13 protein-coding genes are annotated in these 15,584 nt (G+C 53.9%); 7 read left to right on the top strand and 6 right to left on the bottom strand.

The annotated features are described in order from the left end of the window. Positions 1-3: 3 nt before the first annotated feature. From Q8902_02265 to Q8902_02255, 3 genes are all read right to left on the bottom strand, one after another. On the bottom strand, positions 4-957 hold the full coding sequence (locus tag Q8902_02265; GenBank protein MDP4198377.1) for a hypothetical protein: 954 nt from the start codon (positions 955-957) through the stop codon (positions 4-6). Next, positions 950-1,339: a hypothetical protein gene (locus Q8902_02260; GenBank protein MDP4198376.1), complete on the bottom strand. Its 390-nt coding sequence runs from the start codon at positions 1,337-1,339 to the stop codon at positions 950-952. The genes Q8902_02265 and Q8902_02260 overlap by 8 nt, the downstream gene beginning before the upstream one ends. Positions 1,340-1,426: 87 nt before the next feature. Continuing rightward, positions 1,427-2,071 carry a hypothetical protein gene (locus Q8902_02255; protein ID MDP4198375.1) on the bottom strand — a complete coding sequence of 215 codons (645 nt, stop codon included), beginning with the start codon at positions 2,069-2,071 and terminating at the stop codon, positions 1,427-1,429. 369 nt (positions 2,072-2,440) lie between these two features. Here Q8902_02255 and Q8902_02250 point away from each other — a divergent pair, with 369 nt between their 5' ends. After that, the gene (locus Q8902_02250; GenBank protein MDP4198374.1) at positions 2,441-3,703 is read left to right on the top strand and encodes a T9SS type A sorting domain-containing protein; all 1,263 of its coding nucleotides are present in this window, start codon (positions 2,441-2,443) and stop codon (positions 3,701-3,703) included. On the opposite strand, the gene panB is transcribed toward Q8902_02250, so the two are convergent. From panB to Q8902_02235, 3 genes are read right to left on the bottom strand one after another with little or no spacing between them, the layout of a single operon-like run. After that, complete coding sequence (panB, locus tag Q8902_02245; GenBank protein ID MDP4198373.1) at positions 3,700-4,593, bottom strand: 3-methyl-2-oxobutanoate hydroxymethyltransferase; 894 nt, start codon at positions 4,591-4,593, stop codon at positions 3,700-3,702. The two genes, Q8902_02250 and panB, sit on opposite strands and share 4 nt — an antisense overlap. Next, positions 4,560-5,342: a lipoate--protein ligase family protein gene (locus Q8902_02240; GenBank protein ID MDP4198372.1), complete on the bottom strand. Its 783-nt coding sequence runs from the start codon at positions 5,340-5,342 to the stop codon at positions 4,560-4,562. Before Q8902_02240 ends, panB begins: the two co-directional genes overlap by 34 nt. Further along, positions 5,342-7,513, bottom strand: a complete 2,172-nt coding sequence (locus Q8902_02235) for a hypothetical protein (protein MDP4198371.1) — start codon at positions 7,511-7,513, stop codon at positions 5,342-5,344. Before Q8902_02235 ends, Q8902_02240 begins: the two co-directional genes overlap by 1 nt. A gap of 331 nt (positions 7,514-7,844) precedes the next feature. On the opposite strand from Q8902_02235, the gene Q8902_02230 reads away from it, so the two are divergent. From Q8902_02230 to Q8902_02205, 6 genes are all read left to right on the top strand, one after another. Continuing rightward, positions 7,845-8,342, top strand: a complete 498-nt coding sequence (locus Q8902_02230) for a response regulator (protein MDP4198370.1) — start codon at positions 7,845-7,847, stop codon at positions 8,340-8,342. 76 nt (positions 8,343-8,418) lie between these two features. Then, the gene (locus Q8902_02225; protein MDP4198369.1) at positions 8,419-11,394 is read left to right on the top strand and encodes an ATP-binding protein; all 2,976 of its coding nucleotides are present in this window, start codon (positions 8,419-8,421) and stop codon (positions 11,392-11,394) included. Positions 11,395-11,635: 241 nt separating this feature from the next. Continuing rightward, positions 11,636-12,574, top strand: coding sequence for an ABC transporter ATP-binding protein (locus Q8902_02220; GenBank protein ID MDP4198368.1), 939 nt, complete (start codon positions 11,636-11,638; stop codon positions 12,572-12,574). Positions 12,575-12,685: 111 nt separating this feature from the next. Then, positions 12,686-13,822, top strand: a complete 1,137-nt coding sequence (locus Q8902_02215) for an ABC transporter permease (GenBank protein ID MDP4198367.1) — start codon at positions 12,686-12,688, stop codon at positions 13,820-13,822. Between the two features lie 140 nt (positions 13,823-13,962). After that, positions 13,963-14,211: a hypothetical protein gene (locus Q8902_02210; GenBank protein ID MDP4198366.1), complete on the top strand. Its 249-nt coding sequence runs from the start codon at positions 13,963-13,965 to the stop codon at positions 14,209-14,211. A 209-nt stretch (positions 14,212-14,420) separates the two neighbouring features. Then, positions 14,421-15,551, top strand: coding sequence for an ABC transporter permease (locus Q8902_02205; protein ID MDP4198365.1), 1,131 nt, complete (start codon positions 14,421-14,423; stop codon positions 15,549-15,551). The last annotated feature ends 33 nt before the right edge of the window (positions 15,552-15,584 follow it).

The following is a 15,584-nucleotide window of genomic DNA, read 5'->3' as shown; positions in this document are numbered from 1 at the left end:
TTTTTACTTAACGAAGATCAACTTTTGCCGAGAGGGATCGATGATGAGTGCAGAATAGGTCCGTAGAATGTCGGTGCCGAATGTGCCAAGCAAGGGGACGCTGAGATCGTGATATTCTTTTGGCAGGCCGGCGACAATACGATGTGGACTGCGACCTGCGAGGTTATCACTCTGCCCGGAGAGCATTCGCACGCGGAAATCTGTCAGCGAAAGCCCCAATGGCCGCTTGACGCCGGAAAGCGAATCCTGGAGGTACTGCTTATCGAGCAGGGTACTGGTCTTCTTATCGAGTGCATCCGCGAAGATCTGCGAGAGCGGTTGTTGAAATGCCAACTGCACGTGACCGGGTTGGAACGGCGGGGCGGTCGCATCGAGCCAGATCGTGTGAAACTCACAATGGCAATACGTAACCTTGGCATCGTCGATGAGCGGAAGTTGCATGAGGCTCGCGTCGGTATCGGAGACATCCACTTGCGAGTAGAGCGGATAGATGGTGAGCCGCTGATTCTTAAAATCGAACACGGTTATGAACTGCTTCAGGAGTCCATAGCCAATCACGCCATCGAACGTCGTGTCGAAATTGAGGTATTCCTCATGCGTATGCGTGGGTGAAAGACCCGCGTGAATGATATGCCCCTTCGAGAATACAAACTCAAACGGCGTGTTGCCAGTCACACTATGCACAGTATCCGGCGAAAGGAATAGGCCATCATGCGATAAGTTAAGATCGATGAGGAACGCCCGATTGCTGATGACCGTATCGCCCCACTCCATAACTTCGCGTGTCGGCAGATGTGCCAGCGTGTACCCACCATTGGGTCCCGGAAACGTCAGTTTGGCGGACCCAATCGGCTGAACGTGCTGAAGGTACCGATCAACGGAGGATTGCGCCGATGCCGTCGCGACCGTAAGAACAGTGGCGAGGCAGATGAGGATTGCGAACAAGCGATTATTCATTCTCTTCAATATTGACCAGTCGAGAGTTAATATAGTTCTGGGTATGCAGTGTAATGAAATACAGTCCGGCGTTCAGTCGAGAGCCATCGGCACTCAGCGGATCCCAACTTGTGGCATAGATCCCCGGCGCGAGCGCCGAGTCGGAATACTGGGTGATCTCATCTCCAATCGCATTTTGGACCAGAACGACTGCACTACCCGAATCCTTCAACGCAAAACGAATATGCAGTGTCGTATCTCCGGTTACGCGATTGAAGGGATTTGGAAAAATGGGAAAGAGTGAGTCGGGGATGCTGGAGCCACCTTTGCTCAGATTGAACTCCAACTGATTTCGCGGGATGGGCACATCCGTCGTGCAGCCAGCGGCCAACGCTAACAGCAATGATAAATGACAAATGACGAATGATGAATGAGGCTTGCGCAGACTTCCCTCCTGCCGACCTGGTTTGGGCTTTTTCGTCATACGGTTTTAGAATTCTGCGCGATACATTAGGTCCAGCGAGACACCACCAATATTTCCCAGGCCACCGCTCGACACCGGATTTCCGAGATAGGTTGCGACATGCACAATCCCATCGATTGCACTCGATGGGCTGAGCGGATAGCTCGCGCCAACATCAAGTCCAATCCCCATATTAAAATAGTCTTTGGATACAGCCGCCTGACCGGTAACGGTACCATCAGCAGACGCATCATACGTACTTTGTACCGTAGCGCGCGCCAGCAATGCTTCGATCATCCCGAAGAGTCGCAAGTCGCGATCTCGCTGGTGTTCCAGGTAATATCGAACGCCCGGCTCGATCGAGATCACGCCGATCGACGTACCCGTGATGAAATTCGCCGCACGCCGTTCGTACCGGATCGTCACCGGCACAAGCGTGGAAACCGAAATTGGCATCATGACACCGCCGAACACTTCCAGTGGGAGTCCGCCGAGATTCGTCGAATAATTGATTCGGTAGCTATCTCGCAGTGGGATGAAGCCACCGAATCCTGCAAAAAGGTGCGCGCTCGAAAGTTGGGTAGTGTCGGCTGAAGTTTGAGATTGGGCGGAGCTCTCCGCACATGCGAGGGAGAGCAAGATAAAGCTGACTACTATTCGAAGCGAGTTCATCCACACGGAGCAGAAACACCGGAATTGCGGATACGATGCCAACAACTTGGGCGCAGGTGGCGCAGAGAGTGGCAGTAGGCCCGACTGAACTCGGAACTCCTTGGGACTTGGCTGCATTCGTTTCATTCTCAGTTCAAAGTCAGTTCGTCTGCTTTTTGGAATATCCAAATGGATATTAGCTCACTTCGTTTCGTACGCAGTACCGTCTGGGTTATCGTCATTTGGATGATGGCCCATTCGGCCTGCGCTCAAAACGCTCCTGGTCACTGGCGCAAGGTTGCATTGCCTCAACCCTCCTCGAGCAATACACTCGATTTTAGTTTCATCGACAGCCTGAATGGGATCTGCTTATCAGATAATGGATCAATAATGTCCACCTCCAATGGTGGCCAGATCTGGATTCTCGATACTAACTTTGGATCCCAGGGCTATCACAAGGAGAACCTGAGCAGCCTCGAGTGTACCGCTCCGCACCATGGGTTTTTGCATGGTCGCGAAGTAACTCTTTCCATAATCCCTGGGAGAACGAGTATCTTCGGTCCTCCCGAACCTGACGAAGCAAACTACGGCGCATATCTTACGCTCGCCGAAAAGATGTACGACACCGCGCACGGTTTCCGGCTTGTGGAACTCCTAAGCGCCCATGATCCAAATGAATACGACGATAGTGTCATCATCCTCGTGACACATGATGGCTGGCACAGTTCGAAGGAGTATGGTGCAGCCTTTATTCTCACGCCGGATACTACATATGCAGAGATGCACTCGGAGCCGATGTTCACAGGGTATATAGTTGACAGCAATGATATTTGGACCGCGGCGGGGTCTCTAAACTATCGGTACAATAAGATTATTCACACGACGAACGCCGGCACCCTTTGGGAGACGAGCAATATTTTTGGCGCATTGGTAAGTCAGACACAAGTGAAGGACTTGTTTGTAAATGCGAAGTCGAGGGAGGCGTTCTATCTCTGCAATTTGGGAGCATCTGAAGTGTCATATTCGAGCAGCGATATTGATTTTGCATATTCGAGTGACTATGGATCGACCTGGCGGTTGGACTCAACCTTCGGCGTTCGCTTATGGCGGCTGGCGAATCCCGCGCCAGGAATTCTGTGGGCAATGATCGGCCAGAGCGGTTCAGGAGAGAACGGCGCGAATGTCGAAATCTACCCTCCGCAAGATGTTCAGGGAGCGCCCAACGATTACTGCAGTAAGATCGCTTACAGTTCTAATAATGGAGCAACGTGGTTGATTGACTCGACAACGTTTGTCGATGACTCATTGGAAGAGATGCACTTTATCGATGCACGGCACGGCTGGATCGCGTCGTGGAGTCACGACAGCCTTTTCATGTGGTATTACGATGCCGATGCAATGAGTGACGTGGCGGAGAGTGTCGCATCGCGTTCAGATCCGATGTTTGTGCTTCCCAATCCAGCGCAGACAAGCATCACAGTTAAGGGCGCTGGTAAGGACTTAGAAATCTTCGATGCACTTGGCCGCTCGTTTGAGTGCCCTCGCAATGGCAGTACACTCGACATTTCCCGCCTTCCCGCTGGTGTCTATTACGTTATCGATGGTGGAAGTACCAATGATGCGCCGCACCGCACGCGGTTTGTGAAGGACTAATATGACTCTTCTTTGCTTGGAAACTTGCCCTTCTTAATGTCCGCGTCATATTTGCGAACGGCTCCTCGGACGGTATCGGCCAGCGCGGCATAATGGCGGACAAACCGCGGGTGAAATTCCTCTGTCAGACCGAGCATGTCGTGCATGACGAGAACCTGGCCGTCGCAGTCCGGTCCGGCACCGATGCCAATGGTCGAAACTTTCAGCATCGCTGTGACTTCCTTTGCGAGCGAGGCAGGGATTTTTTCCAGCACGATTGAAAATACGCCGGCATCTTCGAGCGCTTTCGCATCATGCTTCAGCCGCTCGGCCTCATCGCGGGACTTGCCACGTGTGATATACGAGCCAAACTGGTGGATCGATTGCGGCGTGAGCCCGAGGTGCCCCATGACCGGGATTCCGGCTTCGCTCATGCGGCGGACCAACTCGCAGACCCGCTCGCCACCTTCGACCTTAACCGCTCCCGCGCCCGCTTCCTTCATGATGCGCCCCGCGTTGCGAAAGCCTTCGTCCGGCCCAACCTGAAAACTCATAAACGGCATATCGCAGACGACCATCGCATGTTCACGCGCGCCACGCACGACAAGCCGCGCATGATAGATCATTTCATCGAGCGTAACCGGGATCGTCGTCTCGTTGCCCTGAATAACATTCGAAAGCGAATCGCCGACCAGAATCACATCGGCGCCAGCCTCATCAAAAAGCCGTGCGAATGTATAGTCATACGCAGTGATCATGGTGATCTTTTCGCCGCGCGCTTTCATCTCGCGGATCGTGCGCGTCGTCACGCGCCGCGTTTCGCGTTGCGCGTCGCGGGACGCGGTAACTTTTGGAGGAGCGGAGGTCTTTGCCGCGCTTACGCGGGCGCCGTTGGTGCTGGTTCTTGACATGCGAGCAGTTCACAAATCTCCGGGACAAAACGTTCGCGCACTGCAAATCCTGCCTCGGCGATGGAGATCGGTCTGCCGCAGACATCGGCCAACGTGGCAGTTTCCCGTTCTAATAATGCATGCATTCGAGCACGATTCTCCTCGCTAAGCCGTAGCAGACTCGGAAGCTGCATATGGTCCGTTGTGAGCAGGATCGAGCCATGCTGCAAGACCACATCGCCAAATCGTCGTTGTGCGGAGCCAATGACCTTGCGACCTTCGAACGTTGCTTCGTGCCGCGCGCTCGATGCGAAACAGGCGGCATTCGTCAGCGTGCCCTGCGCGTACGCCGCGCGGATATTCGTTTGTCCGCCGGTCAGGTCAAGTCCTCGCGCGGACGCGCTGAGCGTCTCGAATGATTTCAATAGCGCCCGCACGATGAGATTATGCGTATGGTAAATGCCTGTGTTGGCGCGCATGATGACCGCGTAGGTCAATTCATTCGCGTGCAATACCGCCCGGCCACCGGTCGGACGGCGCACTACATCGATGCTGGCCTGAGCGCAGGCTTCCAAATCGATTGCATCCATCGACTGCTGATAGCCGGTGGAAACGGCATGCGGTTGCCAGGAATAAAGTCGCAGTATGTTTGGCAGGTCCGGCTGGTCGATCCGTTCGCGCGCCAGCTCTTCATCACGCTCCATGTGATACGCGCCGGTCCGATCGAATGATTCTTCGATCCTCCAATCTGCAGATACTTTTGATGCCACTACTTTTCGACAGTGAATTTACAAGTACGCCGATTCAGTAGCATTCCAGATGCGGAGCGCGCTTCCGTCGTGACGTATGCCGCTCCGGAGGATGGAAGTAGCTCGGACGGGAGCATACGCATCCCGCGCCCCGCGGCGCTAGACCAAGTATCCCTGCCGCAAATATTGCCGGATGCATCACAGACCGTCGCCGTCATTGCCGCTGATTGCGCGATTTCATAATTGATTGAAATGCCACGCTCGCCCGCCGGATTGGGCCACAGGCTGGTAACACGCAATGGAAGCGGATCGTCGCGAAGAAACGCCCGGAGTGTCACATCGCCGCAATCATCCGCGTAAGGAATGGTGAGCGTGAAGGGGTGCAGATTGTAGGCGCACGGATGCGTCACGAATGTCAGGACAGGGGTAACGGTGACCACGGTGTCGGCGGTGAGGTATGCCCGCATCTTGACGCGAAACAGCAGATCGTTAAATACGGTGTTGGAGTCCGAGAGCTTTGCGCCGCGAACGGTGATGATATAGGTGCGGGACGGCTGGTCCCATCTTGTGGCCAGTGAGAATGGTGTCGTATCATGCGCCGTGACGAGTCCGCCACTCGTATCGAGTCCTGTTGGTTCGAACAGGTCGTTCGAAAACGTAAGGGCGAGTGTCCAGTCATCCAATTCATGCACCCCTTCGCGCGGGCCTTCGACTGTGATCGGAAGCCGCAAAGGATCGACATCGTTTGCGCTGGTCACAAATGTCGGCAACTGTGCATGCAATGTCAATTCTGGCCGTTTGCGAAAGAGGAGTACAGTTGCTGTGCCGATCGTGGGCACGCCATCAGCGTGTCGCTCAACAAGGTGCAATGTTATTTGCTGCAATCCGTTGAGAGAATCCGGGGGAAAGGAATATGCAAAATACAGCATATAATCACTATCAGCCGGAATGTTGATCGGCCATCCAAATGGATTACCTGGATTGAAGGAGAGACCCGATGCTGTGGAATCGAAAGTGATCGTATCGATTCGAATCGCAATCGGTGCCGGATTGTGGATGTCCAACGAATCGATGAAGACGGTGCATGTTCTGATTGTGTCGAAGAAGATTGGACGGACAATCAGCGGTGGAGTCCGCACGTGCGCCTTGAGAACGATCAGGGTATCATGTTTCGAAACCGTGCTCCCATACAGGCTGTATCTGGTGTCCGTCGTGAGCCGTACCGAATCGGTGAAGTCGCCTTCCCCGTTGACTACAAATTGGACGTTAACACGAATGCTGGCACCGGTATCCAGCGTCTGCCCGACGACAGTGGCATCGGGATGGAAATTGGTATCGGAATGAGTGAGCGCGAGAATCTGGCCGGGAAATGTGCCCAGGTTCGAAATCGTAAAGAACGTATCGACCGGTGCCGGTACGGCATTGGTAACGTGGATGGTATCGAACGCAACCGTGTCCTGCGGCATCACGACGAGTGGCTCGAGACCGGTGCCGTGGATCGTGCTCAGAATAGTATCGCCATCGATGGTATGGATGAACAACACGGCGGTATGCGCGCCGACCGAGCGCGGATAGAACCGCAGGGGCAACCGGATTGACGTGTCCTGGCCGCTATAATCCAGTGTAGTATTGCTCGCATGCGAGGGAAGGGCGCCGAAAAGTCTAAAATCGATTGTATCGCTTCCCGCAATGATTCCGATGCTATCGATCGCGGTCGTATCTGAACCACGGTTGCTAATCACAAGCGTATCGAAGAGTGAATCATCGACACGAATACTTCGAACGGTATGGCTGGCCGAGACGATGCGTGGCGCGACTCCCTCGCCGATCAATACGAGCAGAAGCGGACTGCTCCCGTTCACATATCGAATGCGAATCCGCTCGGTGTCGCGCCCTTCTTTCGAAGGCCGGAAGTGGAGCGAATCCACGAGAGAGCTGCCATCATCAATCACGGGATCTTTGAGGGAATCAATCGTGAAATCCTGGTCCTTGACAGAATCCCGGTAGTGGTAATCCACTAAAGGCACCGTTCCGCCGGTCGCGTGGAGGGTAAACACGCTGTCTCGCTGAGTCCCGACCCGCACTCGCCCAAAGTCGATCGTGTCATGCTCCAGGGTGATGGTTTGCCCGCGCCCCAGCTCAGACCATCCGAAAATGGCCAGCAGGAGTATGATATACCGAATGGGTTTCACCGAAATAATCATCTGCAAAAGGCGACCAGGTCCGAAATGGAAGAATCGTCCTTAACTATAACAATTCCGAAACGGTCAAATAGTTACAGCCAGGCCAATCAATAATTTGAATAACGAGCATTCCTTCGGATTTCAGTCGACTGCACGGGATGCCTGTTTCAACTGTCTCCGGGCCAACTAGGACGAAGAATCTTCGACTCTTGGGCCAATGTGGGTAGCAACGCGTCGGAATTGACATCGGTCTTCCCGGAACGGTTCAGCCAGCGATTTGCCTTTTGTACTGTTACGGGTGAAAACGAAAACCGCCCCCTGACCACACAACCTGAATCTCATGGCCTCGGAGACCAGTCTTTCCATTGCAATTATCGACGATGATGTCACGCTCTGTGAAATGGTACGCGATACCCTTTCGCGGAAATTCCCCGGCACGCAGTTCGTGACGTATAATACCGGCGAGGATGCGCTCGCGCAACTCGTGGATCAGCCGGACATCGTGGTCCTCGATTATCAACTGGATTCCGTACGTCCGGATGCGATGAACGGGATTCAGATCCTTTCGAAGCTTAAAGAACGGTTTCCGGAATTGCCCGTGATCTTTATGAGCGCGCAGGACCGTATGGAGGTCGCTTCGAATACGATTAAATACGGTGCCTACGATTATATCGTCAAAGGCGAAACGGCATTTCACAAGTTGGAACTCGCAGTACGGCAACTTTCGAATCTCCGGACACTCAAAAAATCGCATGGCTTCCAAAAAGGGATGAATGTTGTCTTCTGGGTGCTGGTGCTCGCGCTCGTAATTTATATTGTGTATTTGCGGCTTCACTGATTCGCGGCCCGGAATTGCGAATGACATCAGAGGAATGAGAATATTGGGGTGTATGATGGGATATGAGCATGACCGCATGAGACGATATTTGCCATTTGTCATTCGTCAGTTGTCATTGATTTGTTTACTCCTGTTTCTCGTCTCGACGAGCCGCGCACAGGAGCAGAAGCTATTCGATAGCCTTCACGCACGACTTGCATATGCGCGAAGTGATGCGGAGAAGAGTGATATTCTTCGCGCCCTGTCAGTCGCTCTCGAGGAAACGGATACTTCTGCCACACTTGGATATGCGACGCAATCCTATGAGTATGCGCGTGCCGCGCGCGATCAGGCCCGGATGGCCCGCTTCGATCTCTTCATGGGAAAGCGATTCTCGCAACAAGGCCGCTACGATAGCGCGCGACCGCGGCTGATGATGGCAATGAAGCAAGCGGAGGAAGCGAAAGATACCGATCTGTGGGTCCGGACCTATTCGCAGTTGGGTTGGAATGACATGGAGATCGGAGACTTTCGGGAAGCGCTGGACTTTCATCTACGCGCGCTCGATCTTGCAGTTCATTCGCGCGATTCCGTCGCTATCGGACTTGCATATAATAGCCTTGGATGTCTCGCCATCGATCAGAAAGAGCGCAGCAGCGCGTTGAATTATCTCGGACGAGCACTGGCCTTTTCCAGACACACGGGCGATCTTCGTACACAAGCTGCGGTCTATAATAATATCGGCCTGAACTATGCAGATTCGAATGCTGGTCGCAATAGCATGGCTGGCGGTTTGGATACTGCGCTTTCGAATTTTCGCCGCAGTGGCGATCTCTATGAGAAGCTTGACGACCGCGTCCAGCGAGCCCGCGTGCTTGGGAATATCGGTGCCGTCTTCGAACGCAAAGGCACGCTCGATAGCGCGCTCTATTATTATCGTCAGTCGATTTCACTGCATGAGAATTCGGATGCGAGTTCGACCTATACAGCCGGTGCGTATGCCTCGCTCGGCAATCTGTTCCTTTCTGTTCGTCGGAATGACAGCGCGTTTTACTACTTGAATCTTGCGCGCGAAATCGATGAACGGGCCGGGGCAAAGCGCGGACTCTATGACCGGTATCTCAGCCTCGCGAAGGCCTACGCGCAAGTTGGGGATTTCAAACAAGCGTACGCATTCCTCGATAAGGGTGCGGCACTTCACGACTCTCTCTTCAATGGCGATAAAAGTCGAATTCTGGCCGACATGGAGGGGAAATACCAATCCTCCAAGAAAGAGGCAGAGCTTTCCACGCAGCGCGAAGAGCTATCGCGTCAGCGATGGATCACCTATGCGATTATCCTCGTCGCGATTGCACTCTCGATCATCTCGATCCTGATTTATCGAAGCGACCGCCAAAAACAACGGGCCAACGAAGAACTGGCACGCGCCAAGGACCGCGCCGAGGCAAGCGAATTGCTCGAGAAGCAATTCCTGGCAAACATGAGCCATGAGATTCGCACGCCAATGAATGCCGTGCTCGGCATGACCCGTCTGTTGCTCGAAACTGATCTCGTGCAAAAGCAGCGCGATTACCTCGAAGCGATCGCGGCATCGGCGGATAATCTACTCGTCATCATCAATGATATTCTCGATCTTTCGAAGCTGCAGGCTGGCAAAATGGAGTTCGAACGCGTGCCGTTCCGCTTGCGCGACGTAACGGGGCATGTGCTGGAAATGATGCGCTTCAAAGCTGAGGCGAAGGGCCTAAAGCTCGTGGCCGAAATCGATGAATCAGCACCTGAGGTTGTGATTGGCGATAGCACAAGACTCAACCAGATCCTGGTCAATCTCATGGGCAACGCCATCAAGTTCACCGATCACGGGACAGTGACGCTGACCGCCAGTGCGAGCGCCGTGGGGCTCGATAATCGAATGACCGTTCGCTTTGCCGTTCGGGATACCGGCATCGGTATCTCCAAAGAGAAACAGCACGCCATCTTCGATTCCTTCTCGCAAGCCGATTCGGAGACGACTCGAAAATATGGCGGGACCGGACTGGGCCTTACGATTTCCCGTACGCTGGTCGAATTGCAGGGTGGGACAATCGGGGTTACGAGCGAGTTAGGCCATGGCTCCGAGTTTGCCTTCACGACACCCTATGATGTTACGAGTGAAGAAGCATTGAATGGCGAGGCGCGAGCCACACGCGCAGCCGAAGTCATCGATCCTGCGCTATTGCGCGGCATTCACATTTTGCTCGTCGAGGACAACGAATACAACCAGATCGTGCTTGCCGATACGTTGCGAAATGTGATCGGCGAAGTCGCGCTTGAAATCGCAAACAATGGGCGCGAAGCCATTGCGCTCGTCGAGCGCTTTGGATTCGACCTTGTACTCATGGACGTACAAATGCCCGAGATGGACGGCATCGAAGCAACAAAGCACATCCGAGCCCGATTGCCACGGTCGAAGAAAGATGTGCCGATCATCGCGTTGACGGCGAGCGTTATTAAGAGTGAAATCGACCGCTGTTTTGCGGCCGGCATGAACGATTATGTGCCGAAGCCGTTCAAACGAGACGAGCTACTTCGGGTGCTCGTAAAATATTTCAAGCGATCCTCCGTACCCTCACCCGCCGCGGCTGCACCAATCGCAAACGGCCATGCGGATGAGGCTCGGGAGGCAGTTACGTTGAGCGGGGGCGCTCAACCAACTCCAATGCGTAACGGTATGAACGACATGCAACCGGCCGCTGGGCCTGCTCTGACAGATCTCTCCACGCTCCGCGACATCACAGGCGGGGACGAAAATCAATTGAAGAAATACATCAAGATGTTCCTGGATGGTGTGCCGCCGCAACTCGAAAGCATTCGGGTGGCGCTCGAAGCAAACGATTTTGCCGCGACCAAGCGCCAGATCCATGCCATGAAACCACACCTCAAGTTCATGGGCATGAAACACACCGCAGGATTCGCCGAGTCCATCGAGCAGCTCTGCGCCGATGCGAAAGACCCCGACCGCGTCAAGCGTGAGTTCGTAGCCGTCCAAACCGATTGCGCCAGAGCCTTCGAGGAGCTACGGGCGAAGCTGTAGTGCCAATTGTGAATTGGGAACTTGGCTGAAACGCGATGAGATCCGCCATATTGTTCTTCCTCGTCTGTTCCCTAACGTTTGTAGTAGAAGTCTTTGTAAGACGTGAAGGCTTAATCTATTCCTATCCACATTACTTTATTCTCGTCATAATTATTTGGACGCTAATAATTTGGCGGAAGGCGCGGGGCAAGCATAAAGAGGTGAATAATTAAAGCCACATTTGTGATGTTTTTCCCGCATCATGCCCGATCTCTCCATCCAATCCCACTCGCTCACCAAACGCTTTGGCAGCTTCACGGCGGTCGATGATGTCTCGTTCGAAGTGCGCAAAGGTGAGATCTTCGGATTCCTGGGCGCGAATGGCTCCGGCAAATCGACGACGATCCGGATGCTGACGGGACTTTTGCAGTCGACGAGCGGCACTGCCACCGTCGCTGGATATGACATCAACAAAGAACCGGAGCGTGTCAAAGAACGCATCGGATATATGTCGCAGAAGTTTTCGCTCTATGGCGATCTCACGGTGGCTGAGAATATCCGCTTCTGGGGCGGCATCTACGGCTTAAGCAAGGAAGTCATCGCGAAGAAGCACGCGTGGGCCATCCAGACTGCCGGGCTCGAGGGCCGCGAGAACAGTCTTCCGACCGAATTACCTGGCGGGTTTAAACAACGCCTTGCTCTTGCCTGCGCGATGCTGCATGAACCGGAGATTGTTTTTCTGGACGAGCCGACCGGCGGCGTCGATCCGATCATGCGCCGAAGATTTTGGGATTTGATTCGCCAACTTGCCGAGGGCGGGACGACAGTCTTCGTTACCACCCACTATCTCGATGAGGCTGAGTATTGCAACCGCTTAATGCTGATTCACGCCGGACGCATTATCGCCGGCGGTAGTCCGCAGGAGTTGAAGACGCAGTACATCACGAACCCGGTGATGGAAGTCGAGACCGAGCATGTGATCGAAGCCATGAGCGCGCTCTCGGATGATAAGAGGATCGAAGAGACATCTGTCTTCGGCACATTGTTGCACGTGAGTGTGAAGCCCGAGCTCGACGCGGAGCAAGTGATTGGCGAAGTTCTTGCGAAGCACAATTTGCCGCTCATTCGCATCGAACGGATTGTGCCATCGCTCGAAGATGTGTTTCTGCATTTGCTGGACCGGCAGGCAGTGGGTGAGTAACGCGTAAAGAGCAACGCGTAATGCGCGGATGCTCAACGCGTCGGGACCTCCTGGCATGAGAATACTCTTCACGCGTTACTCGTTACGCATCCACGCGTTACGTAAAACACAGTGATCTCACTTCATCGCATCCGGCCCATCATCAAGAAGGAGTTTCGCCAAATCCGGCGGGATAAGCGCTCGCTTGGCGTGCTGCTGGTGGTACCGGCCTTCATGCTCGTGCTTTTTGGCTATGCGCTGAATTACGACGTGAAGCATGTCCCTCTTGCGATCTACGATCAGGACCGCACGACCACCAGCCGCGAACTCACCGATGGATTCCTCCACACTGAGTATTTCGATAAAGTCGCCGCGCTGACAAGCGACCACCAGGTCGATAGTGTCCTGACCGGACAGATCGCACGCGCGGTGCTCGTCATTCCGATAAACTTCGAGCGAGATTTGCGGGCAAACCGATCGGTCAAGATCCAAGTCCTGGTCGATGGATCGAACGCGACGAATGCCACTGCTGCCGCAGGCTATCTCGCCGAGATGGCGCAGGATTATTCGACGCGTCTTTCGCTCGCTCTGCTTGCCCGGGCGGGCGGCGGGAGACCGGCGTTGCCAATTGATTACCGCGCACGCATCTGGTATAATCCCGAGCTGACGAGTCCGAAGTTTCTGGTGCCGGGACTCATCGGGTTTATTCTCATGATCGCAACGGTGATCTCGACTTCGCTTTCGATCGTGCGCGAGCGCGAAAACGGGACGATCGAACAGATCATCGTTTCGCCAGTCCATCCAATGGAGCTCATCGCCGGCAAGACGTTGCCCTATGTGCTGATCTCGATCATCAGCACATCGCTCATTCTCCTGACGGGCTATGTTCTGTTCGATGTGATTGTGCGCGGCAATTTACTATTGCTGTATGTCGAAGCAATGATCTTTATCCTCTGTGGTTTGGGACTCGGGCTGTGGGTCTCGACAGTTTCCTCGCGGCAAGAACAAGCCTTTCAGCTTGCGACGCTGCTTTCGCTGTTGCCGACGTTCATGCTCTCCGGTTTTGCATTTCCGATCCGCAACATGCCGCTGCCGATACAGGCGCTGACATATATCAATCCGGCGCGCTATTTCCTCTCGATCCTGCGTGGCATTGTGCTGCGCGGCGCGGGGCTTGAAGTCTTCTGGCAAGAGACGCTCTTCATGCTCGCCTTCGCCACCTGGATCATCGTTGTAAGCTGGAACAGACTGCGGAAGAAGGTATTGTAATGCACGGGAAGTACTTACTACCCGCAGTAAAGATTCTTTCCCTAATCTGGCGACGAGACCGACAATTCTTCTCATTCCGCGCTATCCCCGGAATGGTGTGACTGTTGCACAAGGGCTTGTAACATTAGCACGAGGCGTCTATGCCAGATTTTCTTCTCATCAAATTATCCATCGTGTGTGGTTTGGTCTCCGGCTGGGTGCTGGAGCATACGAGCGAAGGGCGAGCTCGCGCACACCATCTGCACTCACTGCGCACCCCGCGTCGCACACCAGTGTGTCTTGCCACACGACCTGACGCAATCGCTCGCAATGCCGTGTCGGACACGGAGATGGACGACTTCGAGTATCTTCGGACCTTCCATGCCGTGAAACCGATACATTGGAATTGAGGGGATTGGTCTGTAAATCCACAGCGACACTGATCCGTTGGATTGAACTCTCTCGCAAGCTGCGAACTACCACCGAAGTAGGCGGTGGTGTTTTTGACGCGCCGAATGTTCGTATTGTGTTGTTCCTGCTGTCATGGGCAACAGATCGTACTTTTGCATGAGCAGTGCGTTGAGCATTCAAGTACGACCATAGTGTTGCACAGACATTAATGCGAGCCATTCTTCATATTCTACGCAAGGAATTCCTCCAACTTCGGCGTGATCCGAATATCGTGCGGCTGATTTTTATTGGCCCGATCATGCAGTTGCTGATTTTCGGCTTTGCGATCAATCTCGATGTCAACTCGGTGCCGATGATCGTATGCGATCTCGACCATTCGCTGCAAAGCCATGATTTCATCGCGCGATTTGAGAATTCCGGTTACTTCCCCATCGTCGCCTACGTCAATAAAATGTCGGACATCGACGACTATCTCGTGTGTGGCAAAGCCTCGATTGCATTGACAATTCCGCGGGAGTTCGGACGCAAGCTTTCACGAGGCGAGCCGGCGCCGATCCAGGCGATTGTGGATGGTTCGGAGAGTAACGCGGCGTCTGTCGGGCTCAACTATGCGGCAGTGATCGTGGCAGGATATTCCCAAGATGTCATGCTGTCGGGATTTGCACGAAAAGGGTTGGGAATGCTGAAGCCGATCACGGTCCAACCGGAGATTCGTGTGTGGTACAATCCCGATCTCAAGAGCCGCAACTACATTTTACCGAGCCTGCTCGGGATGATCCTGATGCAGGCGACCGTCGTGCTGACGGCACTTGCGATCGTGAAAGAAAAGGAGCAAGGGACGATGGAACAGCTCATCGTGACTCCGGTCAAAACGTGGCAGATCATCGTCGGAAAGCTTGCGCCATTTACGATCATCGGCATGATCGATATTCTGCTTGCGCTGGCCGGCGTGACGCTGCTGTTTGGCATCCCAGTCCGCGGTTCGATCATAACGCTCGGCTGGCTTTCGGTGCTGTTTATTCTGACAACGCTTGGGATTGGGCTTTTCGTCTCAACTGTCAGCAGCACGCAACAGCAAGCGATGATGACCGCAATGTTCTTTGTGATGCTGCCGATGAACTTCCTATCGGGATTTATCTTCCCGATCGAGAACATGCCCAAATTGATCCAGGTCATCAGTTATCTTCTGCCGCTCAGATACTTCTTCGAAATCATCCGCGGCATTTTTCTTCGCGGTGCGGGACTGGATGTACTCTGGCCGCAGGTACTGGCGCTCTTCATCTTCGCGACAGCGATCCTGACATTGAGTGCGCTTCGCTTTAGGAAGAAATTGGCATGAGAATGGGGAATAGAGTATCGGGTATGAGAATTA

The sequence above is a fragment of the Bacteroidota bacterium genome, from assembly GCA_030706745.1.
GTDB lineage: Bacteria > Bacteroidota > Ignavibacteria > Palsa-1295 > Palsa-1295 > PALSA-1295.
Note: the sequence above shows the minus strand (reverse complement) of the source record. Positions and strands in the feature narration are given on the sequence as shown.

Bases quoted from the DNA above. Each gene is read 5' to 3' on its own strand.
- Q8902_02250 (MDP4198374.1), top strand. From the start codon at position 2,441: ATGTCCACCTCCAATGGTGGCCAGATCTGGATTCTCGATACTAACTTT.
- Q8902_02225 (MDP4198369.1), top strand. From the start codon at position 8,419: ATGAGACGATATTTGCCATTTGTCATTCGTCAGTTGTCATTGATTTGT.
- Q8902_02255 (MDP4198375.1), bottom strand. From the start codon at position 2,071: ATGAACTCGCTTCGAATAGTAGTCAGCTTTATCTTGCTCTCCCTCGCA.
- panB (MDP4198373.1), bottom strand. From the start codon at position 4,593: ATGTCAAGAACCAGCACCAACGGCGCCCGCGTAAGCGCGGCAAAGACC.
- Q8902_02210 (MDP4198366.1), top strand. From the start codon at position 13,963: ATGCCAGATTTTCTTCTCATCAAATTATCCATCGTGTGTGGTTTGGTC.
- Q8902_02230 (MDP4198370.1), top strand. From the start codon at position 7,845: ATGGCCTCGGAGACCAGTCTTTCCATTGCAATTATCGACGATGATGTC.
- Q8902_02220 (MDP4198368.1), top strand. From the start codon at position 11,636: ATGCCCGATCTCTCCATCCAATCCCACTCGCTCACCAAACGCTTTGGC.
- Q8902_02265 (MDP4198377.1), bottom strand. From the start codon at position 957: ATGAATAATCGCTTGTTCGCAATCCTCATCTGCCTCGCCACTGTTCTT.
- Q8902_02205 (MDP4198365.1), top strand. From the start codon at position 14,421: ATGCGAGCCATTCTTCATATTCTACGCAAGGAATTCCTCCAACTTCGG.